The 20,815-nt window shown below is 62.7% G+C and carries 21 protein-coding genes; 7 read left to right on the forward strand and 14 right to left on the reverse strand.

Annotated elements, in window-relative coordinates; genetic code table 11:
• Positions 1-96: 96 nt before the first annotated feature.
• Entirely contained in the window at positions 97-1,746 is a 1,650-nt protein-coding gene (gene treC / locus ACMGT0_RS26255) for an alpha,alpha-phosphotrehalase (protein ID WP_416770431.1), read from the reverse strand.
• Positions 1,747-1,777: 31 nt separating this feature from the next.
• Positions 1,778-3,220 (reverse strand): PTS system trehalose-specific EIIBC component, encoded by a 1,443-nt coding sequence (gene treP / locus ACMGT0_RS26260; RefSeq protein WP_054057411.1) that lies wholly within the window; start codon positions 3,218-3,220, stop codon positions 1,778-1,780.
• Positions 3,221-3,444: 224 nt separating this feature from the next.
• Here treP and treR point away from each other — a divergent pair, with 224 nt between their 5' ends.
• Entirely contained in the window at positions 3,445-4,149 is a 705-nt protein-coding gene (treR, locus tag ACMGT0_RS26265; protein WP_054057410.1) for a trehalose operon repressor, read from the forward strand.
• 217 nt (positions 4,150-4,366) lie between these two features.
• Here treR and ACMGT0_RS26270 read toward each other — a convergent pair whose 3' ends face one another.
• From ACMGT0_RS26270 to ACMGT0_RS26295, 6 genes are all read right to left on the reverse strand, one after another.
• A complete protein-coding gene (locus ACMGT0_RS26270) occupies positions 4,367-4,780 on the reverse strand; it encodes a helix-turn-helix domain-containing protein (protein WP_054057409.1) in 414 nt (137 codons plus the stop codon).
• Between the two features lies 1 nt (position 4,781).
• Positions 4,782-5,093 carry a type II toxin-antitoxin system HigB family toxin gene (locus tag ACMGT0_RS26275; RefSeq protein ID WP_017902439.1) on the reverse strand — a complete coding sequence of 104 codons (312 nt, stop codon included), beginning with the start codon at positions 5,091-5,093 and terminating at the stop codon, positions 4,782-4,784.
• Between the two features lie 295 nt (positions 5,094-5,388).
• Positions 5,389-6,966: a glutamine-hydrolyzing GMP synthase gene (gene guaA, locus ACMGT0_RS26280; RefSeq protein WP_054057408.1), complete on the reverse strand. Its 1,578-nt coding sequence runs from the start codon at positions 6,964-6,966 to the stop codon at positions 5,389-5,391.
• A 105-nt stretch (positions 6,967-7,071) separates the two neighbouring features.
• Positions 7,072-8,541 (reverse strand): IMP dehydrogenase, encoded by a 1,470-nt coding sequence (guaB, locus tag ACMGT0_RS26285; protein WP_054057407.1) that lies wholly within the window; start codon positions 8,539-8,541, stop codon positions 7,072-7,074.
• Positions 8,542-8,623: 82 nt separating this feature from the next.
• Positions 8,624-9,172 (reverse strand): hypothetical protein, encoded by a 549-nt coding sequence (locus ACMGT0_RS26290; RefSeq protein ID WP_054057406.1) that lies wholly within the window; start codon positions 9,170-9,172, stop codon positions 8,624-8,626.
• Positions 9,173-9,264: 92 nt separating this feature from the next.
• On the reverse strand, positions 9,265-10,032 hold the full coding sequence (locus tag ACMGT0_RS26295; RefSeq protein ID WP_416770434.1) for a sulfite exporter TauE/SafE family protein: 768 nt from the start codon (positions 10,030-10,032) through the stop codon (positions 9,265-9,267).
• 101 nt (positions 10,033-10,133) lie between these two features.
• On the opposite strand from ACMGT0_RS26295, the gene ACMGT0_RS26300 reads away from it, so the two are divergent.
• From ACMGT0_RS26300 to rlmF, 4 genes are all read left to right on the forward strand, one after another.
• Complete coding sequence (locus ACMGT0_RS26300; protein WP_416770436.1) at positions 10,134-11,030, forward strand: LysR family transcriptional regulator; 897 nt, start codon at positions 10,134-10,136, stop codon at positions 11,028-11,030.
• Positions 11,031-11,192: 162 nt separating this feature from the next.
• A complete protein-coding gene (xseA, locus tag ACMGT0_RS26305) occupies positions 11,193-12,572 on the forward strand; it encodes an exodeoxyribonuclease VII large subunit (RefSeq protein ID WP_054061768.1) in 1,380 nt (459 codons plus the stop codon).
• Positions 12,573-12,590: 18 nt separating this feature from the next.
• A complete protein-coding gene (locus ACMGT0_RS26310) occupies positions 12,591-13,412 on the forward strand; it encodes a M23 family metallopeptidase (RefSeq protein WP_054061698.1) in 822 nt (273 codons plus the stop codon).
• A gap of 57 nt (positions 13,413-13,469) precedes the next feature.
• Positions 13,470-14,510 carry a 23S rRNA (adenine(1618)-N(6))-methyltransferase RlmF gene (gene rlmF, locus ACMGT0_RS26315; RefSeq protein WP_054057844.1) on the forward strand — a complete coding sequence of 347 codons (1,041 nt, stop codon included), beginning with the start codon at positions 13,470-13,472 and terminating at the stop codon, positions 14,508-14,510.
• Between the two features lie 72 nt (positions 14,511-14,582).
• Here the strand turns inward: rlmF and ACMGT0_RS26320 are convergent, their stop codons facing one another.
• The gene (locus ACMGT0_RS26320) at positions 14,583-14,864 is read right to left on the reverse strand and encodes an HU family DNA-binding protein (RefSeq protein ID WP_010445708.1); all 282 of its coding nucleotides are present in this window, start codon (positions 14,862-14,864) and stop codon (positions 14,583-14,585) included.
• Between the two features lie 399 nt (positions 14,865-15,263).
• Here ACMGT0_RS26320 and yejK point away from each other — a divergent pair, with 399 nt between their 5' ends.
• Both yejK and ACMGT0_RS26330 read left to right on the forward strand, forming a co-directional pair.
• Positions 15,264-16,271 (forward strand): nucleoid-associated protein YejK, encoded by a 1,008-nt coding sequence (gene yejK, locus ACMGT0_RS26325; protein WP_054057843.1) that lies wholly within the window; start codon positions 15,264-15,266, stop codon positions 16,269-16,271.
• Between the two features lie 3 nt (positions 16,272-16,274).
• Positions 16,275-16,625 (forward strand): glutaredoxin family protein, encoded by a 351-nt coding sequence (locus ACMGT0_RS26330; RefSeq protein ID WP_054057842.1) that lies wholly within the window; start codon positions 16,275-16,277, stop codon positions 16,623-16,625.
• 125 nt (positions 16,626-16,750) lie between these two features.
• On the opposite strand, the gene ACMGT0_RS26335 is transcribed toward ACMGT0_RS26330, so the two are convergent.
• From ACMGT0_RS26335 to ACMGT0_RS26355, 5 genes are all read right to left on the reverse strand, one after another.
• Positions 16,751-17,686 (reverse strand): glutathione S-transferase family protein, encoded by a 936-nt coding sequence (locus ACMGT0_RS26335; RefSeq protein ID WP_054061700.1) that lies wholly within the window; start codon positions 17,684-17,686, stop codon positions 16,751-16,753.
• A gap of 126 nt (positions 17,687-17,812) precedes the next feature.
• Complete coding sequence (locus ACMGT0_RS26340; protein WP_054061701.1) at positions 17,813-18,142, reverse strand: GIY-YIG nuclease family protein; 330 nt, start codon at positions 18,140-18,142, stop codon at positions 17,813-17,815.
• Between the two features lie 46 nt (positions 18,143-18,188).
• The gene (locus tag ACMGT0_RS26345; RefSeq protein ID WP_416770441.1) at positions 18,189-18,659 is read right to left on the reverse strand and encodes a nuclear transport factor 2 family protein; all 471 of its coding nucleotides are present in this window, start codon (positions 18,657-18,659) and stop codon (positions 18,189-18,191) included.
• A 102-nt stretch (positions 18,660-18,761) separates the two neighbouring features.
• Positions 18,762-20,075: a CynX/NimT family MFS transporter gene (locus ACMGT0_RS26350; RefSeq protein ID WP_416770443.1), complete on the reverse strand. Its 1,314-nt coding sequence runs from the start codon at positions 20,073-20,075 to the stop codon at positions 18,762-18,764.
• Positions 20,065-20,724, reverse strand: coding sequence for a FadR/GntR family transcriptional regulator (locus ACMGT0_RS26355; protein WP_054057837.1), 660 nt, complete (start codon positions 20,722-20,724; stop codon positions 20,065-20,067). Before ACMGT0_RS26355 ends, ACMGT0_RS26350 begins: the two co-directional genes overlap by 11 nt.
• Between the last annotated feature and the right edge of the window lie 91 nt (positions 20,725-20,815).

Here is a 20,815-nt window from a genome sequence, read left to right on the forward strand (position 1 = left end):
CGCTGTTCTCATTGTTTTTATTGTCGAGATTCGATTTTCAGACGTGGCCCTCCAGCACACGACCTACTACGAGCTGCGTTTGATGAACGACTTTTCCTATTTTTCTGAAAGACTAAGTACAAAGGACTCATAGGGACGCAGGAAAAGTTCCCGCTCCCGGATCGGACAGTCCGGGTAGTTGCTGATCAGCAGGCGCTGCTGCTGCCCCGGCTCGAAAATCCCGTGGGGCAAGGCTATCTCGCAGCTGTCGGCATAGAAGTTGTTGATCACCAGCAGGCGTTCACCACGGCCTTCACGCACATAGGCCCAGACCTGCGGATGCTCGGGCAGCAGTTGCCGATAGCTGCCTTCGACCATCAGTGCTTCGCTGCGCCGCAGTGCCACCAGCCGGCGGTAGTGATGAAGCACCGAATCCGGGTCCTCGAACTGCTGTTCGACGTTGATCCAGGCGGAATTCGGCGGCACGCCGATCCAGGGCTGCGCCGAGGTGAAACCGGCATTCGGACCGGCAGTCCATTGCATCGGCGTGCGCCCGTTGTCGCGGGACTTCTGCATGATCGCCGCCATGCTCTGTTCCGGCGACTGGCCGGCATCGCGCTGGATGCGATAGATGTTGAGGGTCTCGACATCGCGGTAGTCGTCGATGTGCTCGAACCCCGGGTTGGTCATGCCCAGCTCCTCGCCCTGGTAGATGTAGGGCGTGCCCTGGAGAAAGTGCAGCGCCGTGGCGAGCATCTTGGCCGAGTGCACGCGATACTCGCCGTCGTCGCCAAAGCGCGAGACCACCCGCGGCTGGTCGTGGTTGCACCAGAACAACGCGTTCCAGCCACCGCCGGCCTGCATGCCAAGCTGCCAGTCGGAGAGGATGCGCTTGAGTTCGAGGAAGTCGAAATCGGCACACACCCACTTTTCCATGTTCGGGTAATCGACCTTCAGGTGATGGAAGTTGAAAGTCATCGACAGCTCCCGCGACTCCGGCCGCGAATAGCGGATGCAGTGCTCCAGGCTGGTGGAGGACATTTCGCCGACGTTGATCAGATCATGGCCGGCAAACACCTCACGGTGCATTTCCTGCAGGTACTGGTGAACGTTCGGACCGTCGGTATAGAAACGCCGGCCATCGGAGGCATCCTCGGGAAAGTCCTTCGGCTTGGAGATCAGGTTGATCACGTCCAGGCGGAAACCACCGACACCCTTGTCGCGCCAGAAGCGCATCATGCGGAACACTTCCTCACGTACCCGGGGGTTGTCCCAGTTCAGGTCGGCCTGGGTGTGATCGAACAGGTGCAGGTAGTACTGGCCGGTCTGCGCCTCGTACTCCCAGGCGTTGCCGCCAAATTTCGACTGCCAGTTGTTCGGCTGGTCACGCCAGATGTAGAAGTCGCGGTAGGGGTTGTCCAGGCTGCTGCGGGCCTGCTGGAACCAGGCATGTTCGATGGACGTGTGATTGACCACGATATCGAGCATCAGCCGAATCCCGCGTCGGCCGGCCTCGGCAATCAGCAACTCGCAATCGGCCATGGTCCCGTAGCTCGGGTCGATGGCGTAGTAGTCACTGATGTCATAGCCGTTATCGCGTTGCGGCGAGCGCAGGAACGGCGTGATCCACAGGTAGTCGACCCCCAGCCACTTCAGGTAGTCGAGCTTGTCGACCACCCCCAGCAGGTCGCCGGTGGGCAGGCCTGCATGGCTATGGAAGCTCTTCGGATAGATCTGGTAGATCACCGAGCGTTGCCAGTCTTGCATGGAGATTCCCTTGTAGTCGGTGGAGTCGATATCAGGCGACGCGATAGCCGGGGCGCACGATCTTCAGGCTCAGCGCACAGGTCAGGGCAAAGGGCACGAGCATCGCGACGGCCATGCCGATGATGAACACCGGAATCGACTGCGGGACGATCGAGATGAAACCCGGCAGGCCGCCCACACCGATGGCCGAGGCCAGCACCTTGTTCAGCGACAGGAACACGCTGGCCAGGGCCGAGCCGATCAGGGCGGCGTAGAACGGGAACTTGTAGCGCAGGTTGACGCCGAACATCGCAGGTTCCGTGATGCCGAAGTAGGCGGAAATCGCCGAAGTCGAGGCCATGCTGCGATCCCGGGCGTTGCGGCTCATGTAGAACACCGCGAGCGCTGCACTGCCCTGGGCCAGGTTGGACATCACGATCATCGGCCAGATGAAGGTACCGCCATGGCCGGAGATCAGTTGCAGGTCCACTGCGAGGAACATGTGGTGCATGCCGGTGATCACCAGCGGCGCATACAACAGACCGAACACCGCACCGCCGACCGCCGGTGCCACGTCGAACAGCCAGACCATCCCCTCGGTGATCAGGATGCCCAGGTGACGGGTCACCGGGCCGATGATCGCCAGGGCCAGAACACCGGTGACGACGATGGTGGTAATCGGCACCACGAGCAACTGGACGGCATTCGGTACCCGCGCGCGCAGCCATTTCTCGATCACACTCATGACGTAGGCGGCCAGCAGGATCGGCAGGATCTGCCCCTGGTAGCCGACCTTCTCGATCCGGAACCAGCCGAAGATATCGAAGTACGGCAGGCTCTGACCGTCGAGGCCGGCCACCGCCTTGCCGTAGTTCCAGGCGTTGAGCAGGTCGGGATGGACCAGCATCAGGCCAAGGACGATACCGAGGATTTCGCTACCGCCGAAACGCTTGGCCGCCGACCAGCCGACCAGCGCCGGCAGGAACACGAACGAGGTGTTGGCCATGAGATTGATCAGGCTCCACAGCCCCTCCAGCGACGGATAGGCTTCGAGGAGCGTCTTGCCATCGACGAACATGCCCTTGGCGCCCATGAGGTTGTTCACCCCCATCAGCAGGCCGGCAATGATCAGCGCCGGCAGGATCGGCATGAACACATCGGAGAACACCCGCACCAGGCGTTGCATGGCGTTGCTCTTGTCGGCGCCGGCCTTCTTGACGTCGGCGATGGTCGATGCGGCGAGGCCGGTGGCCTCGCGCAGCGCGGCGTAAACCCGCTCCACCTCGCCGGGACCGATGACGATCTGGAACAGCCCGCCGGTGAAGAACGAGCCCTTGACCAGATCGATCGCGGACAACGCGGCCCGGTCGACCTTGTTCGGGTCCTTGAGCGCCAGCCGCAGGCGGGTGACGCAGTGAGCGGCCTGCTCGAGGTTGTCGGCACCGCCGAGGCTGCTCAGCAACTGGCGGGCTATATTCGGATAGTCGTGGCTCATGATTTTTCTTCCGCGCTGATTGTTATTGGAGGTTGTCGCAGCACATGAGTAGACGTTACTCGTCTGTACGAGTTAAAGCAACAACTCGTACAGACGAGTTGAGCGTTTATTGGCAAAAAGCCCGACAAATGGACAAAGCCTCGACCTGCCCTTAAGGTTCCATTCCTTGGGACATCCCGTCCGCTACGCTGTTACCGGGCGATTTCCGATCCAGAGCGAACACCATGAGCAAATACAACCAGATCTACAGCGATCTGCTTGCCAGCATCACCACCGAACAATTGGAAAAAGGCGCCCGGCTCCCTTCGGAAACCGAGCTGATGGACAGCTACCAGGCCAGCCGCGGCACCGTGCGCAAGGCCATCGAGCAGTTGCAGGAACGGGGTTTTGCCCAGAAGATCCACGGCAAGGGCACCTTCGTGCTGTCACGCAGCCCGATCGAGTTCCAGCTCGGCGGCATCGTCACCTTCCAGGAAGCCCATTCGAGCCTGGGCAACAACATCGGTACGGAAGTCGTGGAGTTCAGTGAAGTACCGCTGGAGGGTTTCCTGCAGGAACGCCTGCAGGGCGAACCGGGCAGCCCGGTGATCCGGATCAAGCGGGTCAGGCGCATCGACGGCAAGCGGATCATTCTCGACATCAACCACTTCCTCGCCGAGCTGATTCCCGGCCTCACCCGGGAGATCGCCGAACACTCGATCTACGCCTACATCGAGCAAACCCTGCAACTGAACATCAGCTTCGCCCAGCGCACCATCGAGGCGATGCGCTGCAGCAAGGACGACCTGCAGCACCTGGACCTGGACGGCGCCAGCCACGTGATCGTGGTGAAGAACCAGACCTTCCTGCAGGACGGCCGGCAGTTCGAGTACACCGAGTCGCGGCATACGCTGGACAAGTTCTACTTTTCGGATGTGGCGCGCCGCTGAGGCGCTGCCAGCCGATGATTCACAGCACCAGTGCCAGCAACTCGGGGCTCACCGCACCGAGTTTGCCGGTGGCCTTGGTGAGCCCGACCAGGTCCGGCACCACTTCAATGACGTGATCAAGTCAGATGCCAATCGAAGTCTCTCGGCAAGGTCAACAGGGAGATGAGCAACACTTAACGCACCTGAAGCTGCCGGTATGGATGGAAAAGTGGCGCGATCAAAAGAAAAGTGCAGGACTGACCGCAAACCGCTTACTCAATGCCGCAATGTGGTCGCGGGTCAAGTTGCGGCCACGGCCATTAAGAATCTTGGACACCAGTGACTTGCTACCAATCTCTGGCAGATCAGCCACTCCTAGACCATGTTGCTCCATCAGCAACCGAAGCACGTCAACGCCTCCCAACTTTGCCACCCGTGCGTTGAACGCCACAAACTCCTCAGACTCGTTTTCCCAACTCTCAATGGAGCGAGCCAGGATTTCGATCAGCGGACGGTTGACCTCATAGTCCTCAAGCAGATCATCCATCAACGCCAGCGCCTTGGCGTAGTCGTCATCATTGGCTATGCGGCTAATGAAGCCCGCCTCGCTGAACAAGGCATGGGCTTTTTCCTTGATGGCGGCAAACCCCATATCAATCAGCCTCCTTCCGGTAACGTTTGCAAAGCTTGTCGTACTCGGCATGAGTCACGATGTGCTTGACGTACAGGCGGTTGTCGCGAAACTCGATGAAGGCAATCAGGCGAAGATTGTTGCCACCAATGTCGAGTACCCACCACTTATCCTTGTATTTGAAGTTGTCCAGTGATGGAAAAACCTTCCTAAGCGCCTGCGGTGTATCGAACTCGCCGGATCGCAAGACCCGATAGGTGCGGTCGATAGCTTCAACATCGTTTGGGTAGGCTCTTGCCGCATCGCTGAACGGCTTTCTGGATATGACGTGCATGTCGTTTCATGCCCACGGATATAGAATGATAAAAAGTTGACATTTTGTCAACCGCGATTGGCCGGTCCAGCTTTCTGCATGAAACGCAGTCCGCTCTTGATCACCATGGTCGGGGCTCCGCGCGAGAGTTTCTTGAGTGTACAGAGATAGAAAACGCAAGAAGACCAGTGTGTTTTCAGGATATTGCGACGGTTAAGAGCAGCGAATTTTCCTATAGCCAGAAACGACAATGGCGGTCGATACCGAGGTATCGACCGCCATTGTTTTAACGCCTTGAGCCTACATCAGGCAGGGATCACTCCCACTCGATAGTTGCCGGCGGCTTGCTCGACACATCGTAGGTCACGCGGGAAATGCCTTCGATCTCGTTGATGATCCGGCCGCTGACCGTCTCCAGCAGTTCGTAAGGCAGGTGCGCCCAGCGCGCAGTCATGAAGTCGATGGTTTCCACCGCACGCAGGGCCACGACCCAGGCGTAGCGACGGCCGTCACCGACCACACCTACCGATTTCACCGGCTGGAACACCACGAAAGCCTGGCTGACCTTGTGGTACCAATCGGCCTTGCGCAGTTCCTCGATGAAGATGTGGTCGGCGCGACGCAGCAGGTCGGCGTATTCCTTCTTCACTTCGCCAAGGATCCGCACGCCCAGGCCCGGGCCCGGGAATGGGTGACGGTAGACCATGTCATACGGCAGACCGAGTTCCAGGCCGAGGCGACGAACCTCGTCCTTGAACAGCTCGCGCAACGGCTCGACCAGCTTGAGGTTCATCTCTTCCGGCAGGCCACCGACGTTGTGGTGGGACTTGATCACGTGGGCCTTGCCGCTCTTCGCGCCAGCCGATTCGATCACGTCCGGGTAGATGGTGCCCTGGGCCAGGAACTTGATGTTGTTCAGCTTGCAGGATTCGGCATCGAACACGTCGATGAAGGTGCGACCGATGATCTTGCGCTTCTTCTCCGGGTCGGCTTCGCCGGCCAGGTTGTTGAGGAACTGCTCCTCGGCGTTGGCGCGGATCACCTTGACGCCCATGTTCTCGGCGAACATGGCCATCACCTGGTCACCTTCGTGCAGGCGCAGCAGGCCGTTGTCGACAAATACGCAGGTCAACTGGTCGCCGATAGCCTTGTGCAGCAGCGCCGCGACCACCGAGGAGTCGACACCGCCGGACAGGCCCAGCAGGACGTTGTCGCTGCCAACCTGGGCGCGGATCTGGGCAATGGCGTCGTCGGCGATGTGCGACGGGGTCCACAGCGCTTCGCAACCACAGATGTCGAGGACGAAACGCGACAGGATGCGGCCGCCCTGCTTGGTGTGGGTCACCTCTGGATGGAACTGCACGCCGTAGTAGCGCAGGTCGTCGTTGAACATGCCGGCGATCGGGCAGCTCGGGGTGCTGGCCAGGATGTGGAAGTTCTCCGGCATCCGGGTGACCTTGTCACCATGGCTCATCCACACGTCGAGGCCGTACAGGCCGTCGGCGTCGATGTGGTCCTCGATACCGTCCAGCAGACGGCTCTTGCCGACCACGTCAACGCGGGCGTAACCGAATTCACGCAGCTCGGAACCTTCGACCTTGCCGCCCATCTGTTCGGCCATGGTCTGCATGCCGTAGCAGATACCGAAGACCGGTACGCCCAGTTCGAACACCGCCTGCGGGCAGCGTGGGCTGTTGGCTTCGTGTACCGACTCGGGGCCGCCGGCGAGGATGACGCCTTTGGGAGCGAATTCGCGAATCGCCTCGTCGTCCATGTCGAACGGATGCAGCTCGCAGTACACCCCGATCTCACGCACGCGGCGGGCGATCAGTTGGGTGTACTGGGAACCGAAGTCGAGGATCAGGATGCGGTGGGCGTGAATGTCGAGGGCCATGGCTCATTCTCGTCTGTGAAATCAGAAACAACACGGGGCTGTCATCAACAGCCCCGGTTCAAATTCGTCAATCGCCTCCCGACCAGCGCCAGGAGGCGATCACTATCAGCCTACGCGATAGTTTGGAGCTTCCTTGGTGATCTGCACGTCGTGGACGTGAGATTCGGCCATGCCGGCACCGGTGATACGCACGAACTCGGGCTTGGTGCGCATCTCCTCGATGTTGGCGCTGCCGGTGTAGCCCATCGAGGAACGCAGGCCGCCCATCAGTTGGTGAACGATGGCGGTCAGGGTGCCCTTGTAGGGTACGCGACCTTCGATACCTTCCGGCACCAGCTTCTCGGCACCTGCGGAGGAGTCCTGGAAGTAGCGGTCGGAGGAACCCTGGGACTGCGCCATCGCACCCAGCGAACCCATGCCGCGGTAGGCCTTGTAGGAACGGCCCTGGAACAGTTCGATCTCGCCTGGCGCTTCTTCGGTACCGGCGAACATCGAACCCATCATCACGCAGGAGGCGCCGGCCACGATGGCCTTGGACAGGTCGCCGGAGAAACGGATGCCACCGTCGGCGATCAGCGGAACACCGGTGCCTTCAAGGGCAGCGGCGACGTTGGCGATGGCGCTGATCTGCGGGACGCCGACACCGGCGACGATACGGGTGGTGCAGATCGAGCCCGGGCCGATACCGACCTTGACCGCATCCGCGCCCGCCTCGGCCAGGGCCTTGGCCGCAGCGCCGGTGGCGATGTTGCCGCCGATCACCTGCACCTGCGGGAAGTTTTCCTTGACCCAGCGAACGCGGTCGATCACACCCTTGGAGTGACCGTGGGCGGTGTCGACCACCACCACGTCAACGCCGGCATTGACCAGCGCGGTCACGCGGTCGCCAGTGTCCTTGCCGGTGCCGACCGCGGCACCGACGCGCAGACGACCCTGGTCGTCCTTGCTGGCCAGCGGGTAGGCCTTGGATTTCTCGATGTCCTTGACGGTCATCATGCCCTTGAGGGCGAACTTGTCGTCGACGATCAGGACCTTTTCCAGGCGGTGCTTGTGCAGCAGCGCACGGACTTCGGCCTTGTCGGCACCTTCACGAACGGTGACCAGACGCTCTTTCGGCGTCATCACTTCGCGGACAGGGACATCCAGGCGGGTTTCGAAACGCACGTCACGGGAAGTGACGATACCCACCAGGTCGCCATCGTGCAGCACTGGCACGCCGGAGATGTTGTGCATGCGGGTCAGTTCGAGCAGGTCACGGACCGAGGCGTCGGCCTCGATGGTGATCGGGTCCTTGACGACACCGGCCTCGAACTTCTTGACCTTGCGCACTTCGGCAGCCTGCTGCTCGATGGTCATGTTCTTGTGGATGATACCGATACCGCCTTCCTGGGCCATGGCAATGGCCAGACGAGCTTCGGTGACGGTGTCCATGGCAGCGGAAACCAGCGGAATATTCAGCTCGATGCCACGGGTGAGACGGGTTTTGAGACTGACTTCGTTGGGAAGCACCTCGGAATAACCGGGCACAAGGAGAATGTCGTCGAAAGTCAGGGCTTCTTGGCTGATACGCAGCATCGCGGGGGCTCCCGGGCGGGAAAATGGAAGCGCGCCATTATACTCACACCAGGGCCCCGGCTCAATGTAAACCTTGGCCTATTTACAGCTCGACCTGCACCCAGGCGACGGGCTGATCCAGCCAGTCGGCGAACTCGTCGAGAAACGCCTGCCTAAAACCGGCTTCCAGCCAGTTATTGAAGATGAATCCCAGGTTGGAGAAGGCGCAGGGCTGAAGGAACAGGAAACCGTTGATGTCGTCCTCATGCCCGCACAATGGGCAGATGAAGTTCTCGGTGCGCCCCGGCATCCAGTCTTCCAGGCTGTCGAACAGCGCCTCGCCGACTTCCCGGCGGCATTCGGCACAGCCGGCCTCTTCGAGAAAGCCCCTGGACGGAGTATAGATGCAGCGCTTGGTGACGATCTCCAGGCCGTTGATCGGCTCGCCGAACGGCAGCGCCTCGGGACGCAGGACCACATTGGCCGCACCGGGGGCGATGGCGTAGGCCATGCGATTGCCGGTGCGGCCGCAGGTACTCAGTTGCTCCTCGACGATGTTCTTGCGTACCAGCCAACGCAGGATCGCCCGGGCACGAGGTTCGTGAACCGGCAGGGTGGAGATTTTCGGGACGATGATGCTTTGGGTGTTCATGCTCAGGGACTTCATGGCTACGGGCGGGTGCGTCGGGAGAGAACAGCTTTTCGGCAACCCGGCGCAGCAGCTTAATCCCCTGCCCCCCCAGGTCAAGCACTGAAGTAGCGGCTGATCAGCGCAATGCCACTGGCCAGCACCAGCCAGGTCACCAGACGCACGAAGGCTTCACGGGACAATCTCGCCGTCACCCGCCGGCCGATCCACAGCCCCAACGCCATTGCCGGCAGCAGGCACAGCGCCAACAGTAATAAAGGTAGTTCGGCGTAGACCCCGGCGATCACGAACAGCGACAGACGCACCACCGTGCTGCAACTGATCAGCGCGCTCTGCGTGGCCCGGGCCGCATCCTTGGGCAGCCGGCTGTTGAGGTAGATCGCATAGAGAAAGCCGCCACTGCCGAACAACGCGCCGAACATCCCGCCCATCGTCCCCATGGGCACTGCCCAGCCAGCCTTCAACTGTGTGGGCCGAACCTTGATCAGCAGGCTGTAGAGGGCATAGGCGCTGATGAACAGGCCCATCAGCAACAGCAGGATGTCGGACTTGAGGTTGAGCAGGAACACCACGCCCAGGGTGCAACCCACCGCCATGCAGGGCAACAGGCGCAACAGTTCCGAGCGGGCGACATCCTTGCGCGACGGCAGCAGGTTGCCGAACGCCGCGACGAAATCCAGCAACACCAGCAACGGCACGATCTTCGACAACGGCATGAACAGGAGCAGGATCGGACCGGCCACCAGCGCCGTACCGAAACCGGCCACGCCAAAGACGATATAGGCCAGGGCGACACCCAGTTCCACCACCAGCCAGTCGGTGGCACTGAACGGCCACTGGCTCAACAACGCGACGACACTCATGAGAAACGACTTCCACAATGGGTTCGCTTGACTTTAGCCATTGGCGAGCCTTGCGACTAATATGTTCAAAGCCCTTCACTCATCTCGAAAAGGCATGACTTGTGATTTCCACCCGCCAGTTGCGTTACTTCGTCGAAATCGCCGACTCCGGCAGTTTCAGTGCGGCCGCCGAGCGCCTGTTCATTGCCCAGTCCGCCTTGAGCCGGCAGATCAAGGAACTGGAACATCACCTGCAAACGCCCCTTTTCGAGCGCACCGCACGCCAGCCGCGGCTGACAGCGGCTGGCGAGGCCTTCTATCCAAGGGCGAGAAACCTGCTGAACGAATTGAACAAGGCCAGCGAGCTGGCGACCCAGGTCGGCAATGGCCAACTGGGCACGTTGCGCCTGAGCCATTCCAGCACCGTGCCGATGAGCGGACGCCTGCTGCGGGCAATCGGTCATTACCTGGAGCAGAGCCCGGGCGCTTCGATGGATATCGCCAAGTTGTCTTCCGAGGCGCAACTTGAAGAGTTGGCCGAGGGTCGGCTGGATGTCGGCCTGTTGCGCCTGCCGGTGCTGCGCCAGCGCGAAGGCGTACAGATCCTGCCGCTGTTCAGCGAGCGCCTGTTGCTGGCCGTGCCACCGGACCATGCGCTGGCGGGGTCGACCGAAGGCATTGACCTGGCACTGCTCAGGGACGAAGCCTTCATCTCCATCCCCCATCCCCAGCGGGGTGGCTTGAGTTACCTGTCGGCCGAGCTGTGCATGCGCCAGGGGTTCTTTCCCAAGGCGGCCCGAGTGGTATCGCGCAAGACCACTCAGTTGCAACTGATCCAGGCCGGGTTCGGCATCGCCCTGCTGCCGGAGTCGATGCGGGACATCGCCCCGGCCAACATCCACTTCCTGCCACTCAGTGACCCGGACTGCCAGAGCACCCTGGCCCTGGCCTGCCGCCAGGAACCGACACCGCTGGTGGCACAGTTCGTCGAGTGCTTCCGGCAGCACCTGCAACACTGATTGCCCCTTGTGGGGCCAGGCTGGCTGGCGATTGCGCCCTTCCAGACACGGAAGTTCCTGTTGGGTGGCCGCAAAAAAGCCATCCTGATAAACCCACAAGAATAGTGGCCTCCATTCACTGAGCATGGTGATCGGCCAGCAAATGCCTTTATCATGCCCGCCATGATCAAAGACCCCTTTTCCCGTCTGGGCCTCGACCGCGAAGTCCTTACTGTCAGTCAGCTCAACGGCCGCGCGCGGGTGTTGCTGGAAGACGTGTTCAGCAATGTCTGGGTCGAAGGCGAAATCTCCAACCTCGCCCGCCCGGCCTCCGGCCACGTGTATTTCACCCTCAAGGACAGCGGCGCCCAGGTGCGCTGCGCGCTGTTCCGGCAGAACGCCGCCCGCGTACGCCAGGCCCTGAAGGATGGCCTGGCGGTCAAGGTGCGCGGCAAGGTCTCGCTGTTCGAGGGCCGCGGCGATTACCAGTTGATTCTCGACACCGTCGAACCGGCCGGTGATGGCGCGCTGCGCCTGGCGTTCGAAGCCTTGAAGGAAAAGCTCGGTGCCGAAGGCCTGTTCAGCGCGCAACGCAAGGTCCCGTTGCCGGCCCACCCCCAACGGATCGGTATCGTCAGTTCGCCGACCGGCGCAGTGATCCGCGACATCATCAGCGTCTTCCGTCGGCGCGCACCGCAGGTGGAACTGACCCTGATCCCCACTGCGGTCCAGGGCCGCGAGGCCACCGCGCAGATCGTTCGCGCCCTGAAAATCGCCGACGCCAAGGGTTTCGACGCGCTGATCCTGGCCCGCGGCGGCGGCTCGCTGGAAGACCTCTGGTGCTTCAACGAAGAAGCGGTCGCCCGCGCCGTGGATGCCTGCGTGACGCCGATCGTCAGCGCCATCGGCCACGAAACCGATGTGTCCATCAGCGACTTCGTCGCCGACGTGCGTGCCCCGACGCCCTCGGCCGCGGCCGAACTGCTGGCCCCCGATTCCAGCGACCTGCAACGCCGGGTCGAGAACCTGCATCGTCGCCTGGTGATGCGCATGCAGGACCGACTGGCGCGTGAGCGCCTGCGCCTGGACGGCCTGGCCCGGCGCCTGCGGCATCCGGGCGAACGCCTGCGTCAGCAGGCCCAGCGCCTGGATGACCTGGACATGCGCTTGCGCCGGGCCTTTGAACGCCAGCTCGATAACCGCCGACAAAAGCTCCTGCGCCTGGAAACCCGCCTCGCCGGCCAGCATCCGGGCCGTCAGTTGGCGCTGCTGCGCCAACGCCTGGACAGCCTTGCCGAACGCCTGCCCCGAGCCATGCGCGAGGGCCTGAAGGCGCGGCGCCTGCAGTTGCAGAGCCAGATGCAAACCCTGCATGTGGTCAGCCCGCTGGCGACCCTCGGACGCGGCTACAGCATCCTGCTGGACGAACGCGGCCAGGCCATCCGCAATGCCGGGCAGACCCGCCCCGGCCAACGGCTGAAGGCGAAACTGGCCGAGGGCGAATTGCAGGTGCGGGTCGAGGACAACCACCTGACACCCGTGACCCTCTCGCTACTGGACTGACTTTCAAGGGATCTGAACATGCCGCGTTTTCTTGCCGCCCTGCTGCTCCTGGGCCTGGCCTGCAATGCCCACGCCGACAGCTACATCACCCGCCTGCTGAACAAACCGGTACCCGGCGGCGTCGCCGTGGTCGACCTCGGCACGGCGGCCCAGGCGCCCAAGGCCAGTTACCAGGGCAAACCGGTGTTGGTGGTCAAAGAGCAGAACAACTGGCTGGCGATCGTCGGCATCCCGCTGAGCGTCAAGCCCGGCAACCAGCAGATCAGCTCGGGCAGCCGTAATCTCGGTTTCAGCGTCGGCAGCAAGCAATACCCGGAACAGCACATCACGCTGAAGAACACCCGCCAGGTCAATCCCAACCCGGCCGACCTCAAGCGCATCGATGAGGAACTGGCGGTGCAACTGCGCGCCTATCGCAGCTTCAGTCCGGGCACGCCGAGCAACCTGCTGCTGGACAAACCGGTGAACGGCCCATTGTCGAGCCGCTTCGGCGTACGCCGGTTCTTCAACGGCGAGGAACGCAACCCCCACGCCGGGCTGGACTTCGCGGTGCCGGCCGGTACGCCGATCAAGACACCGGCCGCCGGCAAGGTGATCCTCACCGGCAACTACTTCTTCAACGGCAACACCGTGTTCGTCGATCACGGCCAGGGTTTCATCAGCATGTTCTGCCACATGTCGAAGATCGACGTGCAGGTCGGCCAGACCCTGGCCCGCGGTGCCGTAGTCGGCAAGGTCGGCGCCACCGGACGCGCCACCGGGCCGCACATGCACTGGAACATCAGCCTGAACGACGCCCGGGTCGACCCGGCGATCTTCATCGGCGCATTCCAGCCCTGAGCGGGCGAATGTGGGACAATGCCGGTCAATCGAGCCTTACCTGAACCGACCCTGCCCATGAACGCCCCAAGCAAACCCAAGCCCCCCCGTAAAAAACCCGCCAAGGCCGCCCCGGCCAAGGCGGCACAGCCACGCGAAAAAGCCGCACTGCATCCGCGCAACCGTCACCAGGGGCGTTATGACTTCCCGCAACTGATCAAGGGCTGCCCGGAGCTGGGCCAGTTCGTGATCATCAACCCCTACGGCAAGGAAAGCATCGACTTCGCCGACCCGGCGGCCGTGCGCGTGTTCAACCGGGCCCTGCTCAAGGCCTTCTACGGCATCGCCCACTGGGACATCCCGGCGGACTTCCTCTGCCCGCCAGTACCGGGCCGGGCCGACTACGTGCACTTCCTCGCCGACCTGCTGGCCGAACACAACGACGGCGTGATTCCCCGTGGTGCTGCCGTGCGGGTGCTGGATATCGGCGTCGGGGCCAACTGCATCTACCCGCTGATCGGCCATGGCGACTATCGCTGGCAGTTCCTCGGCTCCGACATCAACCCCACGGCCCTTGCCGCCGCCAAGGCGATCGTCCAGTCCAACGGCCTGAACAGGGCCATCAGCCTGCGCCAGCAGGACAACCCGAAACACATCCTCAGCGGCCTGCTGGGCAGTGACGAGCATTTTGACCTGACCCTGTGCAATCCGCCGTTTCACGCCTCCCTCGATGAGGCCCGGAGTGGCAGTCGACGTAAATGGAAGGCCCTCGGCAAGGCCGACCCCAAGCGCAAGCTGCCGGTGCTGAACTTTGGCGGCCAGGCGGCGGAGTTGTGGTGCGAAGGTGGCGAGGCGCGCTTCGTGACGCAACTGATCAGCGAAAGCTCGCCGCTGGCGAACCAGGTGCTGTGGTTCAGTACGCTGGTATCGAAGGCCTCGAACCTGCCTGCCATCGAGGCGGCCCTGAAGAAGGCCGGTGTCCTGGAAAGCCGGGTCGTGGAGATGTCCCAGGGCCAGAAGCAGAGCCGCTTCGTCGCCTGGACCTTCCAGGACAAGGCCCGGCAACAGGCCTGGCGCCAGGAACGCTGGATGCCTGCCGGCGGGCCAAGCCGGGGATAAATCGAACAACGCCATTTCGCAGGCGAAAAAAAACCGTGCCCGGATCGCTCCAAGGCACGGTTTCACGGCATCTTACTTGTTGACAGCGTCGGTCAGGGCCTTGGCTACAACCAGCTTGATCACTTTCTTGGCAGCGATTTCGATGGCAGCGCCAGTCGAAGGGTTACGGCCAGTACGGGCAGGACGCTCGGTCACTTTCAGTTTGCCAACGCCTGGCAGAGTGATTTCGCCGCCGTTTTCCAGCTGATCAGCAACGATATCGGTCAGTTGCTCGAGAACCTTGCGCACTTCAGTCTTCTGCAGAGCGGTAGCTTCGGCGATATCGGCGATCAGTTGGTCTTTGGTAATAGCCATTGAGATGTTCCTTCCCTATCAAATTCATTTGGATTGCAGAGTGCAGTGCCAGCCATCGAGCCAAGCCTTTTGGACCTGACACCCCGCTGATAAACCGCGACGGATCGCGGATGTAGATAACAAAAACGGGGTTTGGTTCGACCTGACACCTGCTGAAAACACGCTTTGCGCGCATACCTTGGCGCAAGACGGGGCAAAGCTAGCACAGAGACGGGGAAATATCCGCCTCTACCTAGCCATTTGGTCAGCTTTTGCGCTCGTTTTCGAAAAAAAACTGCCAGAAACCGCTGATTGGTCAAGTTTGTTCCGCCAAACGCTGCTTCAGCGCCACGGTACGGTACACTGACGGCTTTACCCGGGGAGCCGCGCCTCTCCCCCCGACCACCAGCCGAGAAGCCCATGCCGATCCGTCATTGCATCGTCCACCTGATCGACAAGAAACCCGATGGCACACCCGCCGTGCTCCATGCCCGTGACTCCGAACTGAGCGAGTCCCAGGCCATCGAGCACCTGCTGGCCGATCTCAATGAAAGCTACAACGCCAAGCAAGGCAAGGCCTGGGGTCTTTTCCACGGCGAATCGGGCGCCTACCCGTTCAGCGGCTGGCTGAAGGAGTACCTCGATGGCGGCAAGGACTTCACCGCCTTCAGCCGGGTGGCGGTCGAACACCTGCAGAAGCTGATGGAGGAGTCCAACCTTTCCACCGGCGGCCACGTGCTGTTCGCCCACTACCAGCAAGGCATGACCGACTACCTGGCCATCGCCCTGCTGCACCACAGCGAAGGCGTGGCGGTGAACGCCGAACTGGACGTCCTGCCGTCCCGGCACCTGGACCTGGGCCAGTTGCACCTGGCCGCGCGGATCAATATTTCCGAGTGGCAGAACAACAAGCAGTCCAAGCAGTACATTTCCTTCATCAAGGGCAAGAACGGCAAGAAGGTCTCGGAGTACTTCCGCGACTTCATCGGCTGCCAGGAAGGCGTCGACGGCCCGGGCGAAACCCGTACCCTGCTCAAGGCCTTCAGCGACTTCGTCGAGAGCGAGGACCTGCCCGAAGACGACGCCCGCGAGAAAACCAAGGCCCTGGTCGACTATGCCAGCAGCCAGGCGAAACTCGGCGAGCCGGTGGCCCTGGAGGAACTCTCGGGGCTGATCGACGAGGATCGCCCCCGGGCGTTCTACGAACACATTCGCAACAAGGACTACGGCCTGTCCCCGGAAATCCCGGCAGACAAACGCACCCTGAACCAGTTCCGCCGCTTCACCGGTCGGGCCGAAGGGCTGTCCATCAGCTTCGAGGCACACCTGCTGGGCTCGAAGATCGAGTATGACGAGGAAGCCGGCACACTGATCATCAAGGGCCTGCCGACCCAGCTCACCGATCAGCTCAAGCGCCGCAAGGACTGATCGATGCTCGCTGGCGTGCTGAAGAAGTTCCTGCTGATCCTGCTGGTGGTCGTGGTCTACCAGAACTGGGGCAGGATCGAGCGGGTGTTCCACCCCGAATCGGTGGTGTCCGAGCAGACCCGCAGCCAGGCCCGGGTGGTGCTCTACGCCACCGAATGGTGTGGCTACTGCCAGGCGACCCGGCGCTTTCTTGACCAGAAGGACATTCCGTTCAAGGAATTCGATATCGAAAAGGACGCGCAGGCGCGCAAGGCCTACCAGGCCCTGGGCGGCGGCGGGATTCCGATACTCGACGTCAACGGCACGCTGATTCGCGGTTATCGACCAGACGACATCCTCGCTGCCCTCAAGTGACTCCGCCCTGTAGGAGCGGGCTTGCCCGCGAAGCTTTCAGCGGCCGCACGGGCCTGTTCGCGGGCAAGTCGGACGCCGCACCGCCGGCTCCTACAGAATGCTGCTGCACGCGGGGCCCACGCCGCTCAACGCGGCTCGATACGGAACCCCAGCCGCGGGAAGTGCACATGCACCACCCCCGCCCGCTCATCCTCACGCCGCAGGATCAGTTCCTCGCTGCCGGCAAACAGCAGCTCGCCGGCCACCGGGTCGACGCCGTAGTCCGTGGCGGCAATCACCACCTGCTGCCCCGCGGTGAAGCCGTTCGGATCGACGAAAGGTTCCTCGGGCAGCTCTGCCGGCACAGCTTCCCGTGCCACCTGTACCGCCTCCTCGGCCGTCATCACGTTCGAGGCACCGTGCCCGAAGCCCATCACCCGCTCGAACCAGGCCAGCACTGCAGGGTACTCATCCACCAGCGGCGAAGTGACCGGCGTAGCCTTGAGGAACCACAGGATATGCGCCATCGAGAAATCGGCGATGGATGGCTCGCCGAACAGGAAGTCACCTTCCTCACGCTGCAGTTGCTGTTCCAGTCGGGCCATGAAGGCCGGCCATGAATGCCTGGCTTCCTCCAGCGGAACCCGGGTGGCCGACCCACCGCTGAACAACCCGGCACGGTCAGCCATGAAGGCCTTGGCCTGTTCCGGGGAGAACCGGGCGAAACGCACCGCCGCCGATTCCGGCTGGAACACCAGAGCCACGGCATGCCGGAAGGCCACCGAATCGGCCCAGGCGGCAAACGTCGTGGCCACCATCTCCCGGCCTTCGGGGAACAATGCCGGCGAAGCCTTTTCCTGCTCCAGGCGACGGGCGATCAGCGCGGTATCGCAGTAGATATCCGCGCCCACCTGCAGCACCGGAGTCTTGCGATAGCCACCGGTCAGGGCCGTCAGGTCAGGCTTGGGCATCATCGGCGGGATGTTCACCGAGCGCCAGGACAGCCCCTTGAAACCCAGCAGCAGCCGAGCCTTTTCGGCAAAGGGGGACGTTGGATAGTGGTGAAGAATCAGCTCAGACATGCCGGGATCCGCCGTACGAGTAGGAGTCCGCAGCTTAGCCTGCAAATCGGCGCCAGCCTACCCGACCTGGCTGATATCGCCCTATCGAAGGCACTAATGGCCGACGGTACGGCCAGGGAGCGCGGGTCATTTTCGCCCGACCGAAAAGGCTTCCAGGCAAAAGCTCGCCGCCAACGCCTCCTTGGCGCTCTTGCGCAGTTTCTTGATCAGGCGCTCCTGACGCAGGGCATCGCCCTTGTCACGGCACGCTTCGACGTAGACCAGCGCCACCGCGGGGCTCGAGTGAAAGAAGCGCGCGCCCTTGCCGCTCTGGTGCGAGGCGAAACGCCGCTGCGGGTCGTCGCTGATACCGCAGTACAACGAACCGTTGGCCGCCCGCACCAGATAGACGAACCAGGATTTGGTCGCCGGCACGACGGTCTCGGCGATGACTACGGGTTCCGGGCTGGTGTTCACGTGGCAGGCGGCTTGAGCGGAAACGGGGAAACGATCTTAACAGACCTCAGCGGCCTGCCTGGAATGCCTTGAGTCCCTTGAGCGCCTGGCCACGCACGGCATTTTTCACCAGCGGCGTCCAGCCCAGGATCAAGCCCTTGGCCCCCAATGCCTGGCGGGCCCAGCGCCACAGGTCAAAACTGTCGTGATGCTCGCAGATCTTGCCGTCGCGGAACACGAAGCGGGCCTGGATATCGTTGACCACGACGTTGCCGGTCTGGCTGAACAGGTAGGTCGCCACCCAATGGGCACCACCGCTGCGCTCGTCGGCACGGACATTGTCGAAGGTCAGGGAAAAGTCCTTGGCCCGGGTGGTGAGCATGCGCCACATGTCGCCGGCATCACGACCGCGCAACTCACCGAAGGCCGGGTCGCTGAACAGCACATCCTCGGTGTAGCAGGCGCTCATCGCCTCGGCATCCAGCCGCTGGAAGGCCTTGTAGAACTCGGTAATCAACGCGCTGTGGGTATCACTCATGTACGGGCTCCGTGCAGGTAAAAGGATCGCCTGCACGATAGTCCGCAAATGCGCCGCTGACTATCGGCATTCGCCATTCGAATACCGGGAGTACGGGGCCATTCAGAGTTTTTCGCTGTTGACCTGCACGTACAGCGCCCGCCCGGCCCCGAGCCCGGCAGCGATCGCACCCAGGCCGACCACCGCGAAAATCCAGCCCAGCGCCTGCCAGCCGCCGGTGAGGTCATGCACCAGGCCCACCGCGAACGGGCCCATCGACGCCAGGGTGTAGCCGATGCCCTGGGCCATGCTCGACAGGTTCGCCGCCACATGGGCATCGCGCGAACGCAGGACGATCAGGGTCAGTGCCAGGCTGAAGGTCCCCCCCTGCCCAAGCCCCAGCACGATCGCCCAACCCCACAGGCCGTCGAGGGGCGCGTACAGGCAACCGAACAGGCCACCCAGGGTCAGCAGCATGACCACCAGGATCGCCAGTCGCTGGTCCTTGCCACGGGTCGCCAGCCAGGGCGCCGCCAGGGAACTGGCCAGCTGGACCAGGATCGAACCGGAGAGCACGATCCCCGCCTGGGTTGGCGTCAGGCCACGGCCGATCAGCACCGAAGGCAGCCAACCGAACACGATGTAGGCCAGCGACGATTGCAGGCCCATGTACAGGGTCACCTGCCAGGCCAGCGGATCACGCAACAGGCCACGCACACGATAGGCCGCCTGGTGCGCCCCCTGCCGGCTGCCGACCTGCGGCAGCCATACCACGGCCGCCACCAGGGCCGGCACCACCCAGAAGCCCAACCCCAGCGACCAGCTGTTACCGAAGTGCTGACTCAGTGGCACGGTCGAGCCCGCCGCCATGGCCGCCCCCAGGCACAGGGCCATGGTGTAGACCCCGGTCATGGTCCCGGCATGCCTGGCAAAGTCACGCTTGACGATCCCCGGCAGCAGGACGCCGATCACACCAATGCTCGCGCCAGCCAGGATACTGCCGGCAAACAGGCCGAACTCGCCCAGGGAACTGCGCAGGAGCATGCCGCCGGCCAGGGTCAGGAGAATCCCCAGAACCACCCGCTCGCTGCCGAAACGCCGGGCCAGCACCGGCGCCAGGGGCGCGAACAGGCCCAGGCAGAGTACCGGCAGGGTCGTCAGCAGGCCGGCCTTGGCCGCCGACAAGCCGAGGCTGCGGGACACTTCGCTGAGCATCGGTGCCATGCTCGACAGCGCCGGGCGCAGGTTCAGCGCCACCAGCACCAGCCCCAGCAGCAACAGCCAGGGACGGCGCAGTACCGGGTGAGCCTGCTGGACGATGGCGTCATCGGCTTCGGCATCGATCAGCAGCGGATCGAGTTCGCCTCGGCGCGGCTGCGTCGAGGCGCCGGCCTCGGAAATGGAACGGGGCATGATGGTCTCGGATTCAAGGTTCATTGATCAGGGTCCTGCACAGGGCCTTGGCGCGTTCGGGATCGCGCTGCTCGACTGCCTCGAGCAGCGCGACATGCAGATCGAACACCGACTGGCGGCGGGGCGTGATGTCGAGGGTCTGGCGCAAGGCGCTGGCGATCACGCTGGAGAAGTAGCGATACAGCTCGCTGAGCATGGGGTTGTGCGCGGCGTCGATCAGCCGCTGGTGAAAGACCAGGTCGCAGGAGATGAAGCAGTCGAGATCACCATGGTAGTGGTGGCTGCTGGCATCCAGGGCTTCACGCAACCCCTTGAGGTCCTCATCGGTACGACGCAGGGCCGCCAGACCAATGGCCTCGACTTCAAAACTGTGCCGCGTCTCGCGCGCCTGGTCCAGGGAACAGCGCGACAACGCCTGCATGGTCGCCAGCGGATCGGTGGTGGCCCGCACATAACTGCCGTCGCCCTGGCGAATCTCGATCAACCCGGAAAACGCCAGCACACGCATGGCCTCGCGCATGGTGTTGCGGCTGATGCCCAGCTCGGCCGCCAACTCCGGCTCGGTCGGCAGGCGTTCGCCCACCACCCAGGTGCCGCGGGTGATGCGTTCGCGCAATTGCTCCAGGGCCTGGTCGACCAGGGAGCGCCTGATCAGGGGAATGCTTGGGGACATGGTCTCGCCTTGACATCCAATCATAGGATGAATTTTCACTAGCCTATCCCAGAAACCGGCGGGCGCTCAAGCCGCAGGCGACAGTCGATGC

It is taken from the genome of Pseudomonas sp. RHF3.3-3, assembly GCF_048069595.1.
Taxonomy (GTDB): domain Bacteria; phylum Pseudomonadota; class Gammaproteobacteria; order Pseudomonadales; family Pseudomonadaceae; genus Aquipseudomonas; species Aquipseudomonas fuscovaginae_B.

Excerpts from the sequence above, each read along its gene's own strand:
- ACMGT0_RS26270 (WP_054057409.1), bottom strand. The coding sequence starts at position 4,780 with ATGGGGTTTGCCGCCATCAAGGAAAAAGCCCATGCCTTGTTCAGCGAG.
- ACMGT0_RS26345 (WP_416770441.1), bottom strand. The coding sequence starts at position 18,659 with ATGAGTGATACCCACAGCGCGTTGATTACCGAGTTCTACAAGGCCTTC.
- treP (WP_054057411.1), bottom strand. The coding sequence starts at position 3,220 with ATGAGCCACGACTATCCGAATATAGCCCGCCAGTTGCTGAGCAGCCTC.
- ACMGT0_RS26310 (WP_054061698.1), top strand. The coding sequence starts at position 12,591 with ATGCCGCGTTTTCTTGCCGCCCTGCTGCTCCTGGGCCTGGCCTGCAAT.
- xseA (WP_054061768.1), top strand. The coding sequence starts at position 11,193 with ATGATCAAAGACCCCTTTTCCCGTCTGGGCCTCGACCGCGAAGTCCTT.
- treR (WP_054057410.1), top strand. The coding sequence starts at position 3,445 with ATGAGCAAATACAACCAGATCTACAGCGATCTGCTTGCCAGCATCACC.
- treC (WP_416770431.1), bottom strand. The coding sequence starts at position 1,746 with ATGCAAGACTGGCAACGCTCGGTGATCTACCAGATCTATCCGAAGAGC.
- ACMGT0_RS26275 (WP_017902439.1), bottom strand. The coding sequence starts at position 5,093 with ATGCACGTCATATCCAGAAAGCCGTTCAGCGATGCGGCAAGAGCCTAC.
- ACMGT0_RS26295 (WP_416770434.1), bottom strand. The coding sequence starts at position 10,032 with ATGAGTGTCGTCGCGTTGTTGAGCCAGTGGCCGTTCAGTGCCACCGAC.
- ACMGT0_RS26335 (WP_054061700.1), bottom strand. The coding sequence starts at position 17,686 with ATGTCTGAGCTGATTCTTCACCACTATCCAACGTCCCCCTTTGCCGAA.
- guaA (WP_054057408.1), bottom strand. The coding sequence starts at position 6,966 with ATGGCCCTCGACATTCACGCCCACCGCATCCTGATCCTCGACTTCGGT.
- ACMGT0_RS26350 (WP_416770443.1), bottom strand. The coding sequence starts at position 20,075 with ATGAACCTTGAATCCGAGACCATCATGCCCCGTTCCATTTCCGAGGCC.
- ACMGT0_RS26320 (WP_010445708.1), bottom strand. The coding sequence starts at position 14,864 with ATGGCTATTACCAAAGACCAACTGATCGCCGATATCGCCGAAGCTACC.
- ACMGT0_RS26355 (WP_054057837.1), bottom strand. The coding sequence starts at position 20,724 with ATGTCCCCAAGCATTCCCCTGATCAGGCGCTCCCTGGTCGACCAGGCC.
- guaB (WP_054057407.1), bottom strand. The coding sequence starts at position 8,541 with ATGCTGCGTATCAGCCAAGAAGCCCTGACTTTCGACGACATTCTCCTT.
- ACMGT0_RS26290 (WP_054057406.1), bottom strand. The coding sequence starts at position 9,172 with ATGAACACCCAAAGCATCATCGTCCCGAAAATCTCCACCCTGCCGGTT.
- rlmF (WP_054057844.1), top strand. The coding sequence starts at position 13,470 with ATGAACGCCCCAAGCAAACCCAAGCCCCCCCGTAAAAAACCCGCCAAG.
- yejK (WP_054057843.1), top strand. The coding sequence starts at position 15,264 with ATGCCGATCCGTCATTGCATCGTCCACCTGATCGACAAGAAACCCGAT.
- ACMGT0_RS26330 (WP_054057842.1), top strand. The coding sequence starts at position 16,275 with ATGCTCGCTGGCGTGCTGAAGAAGTTCCTGCTGATCCTGCTGGTGGTC.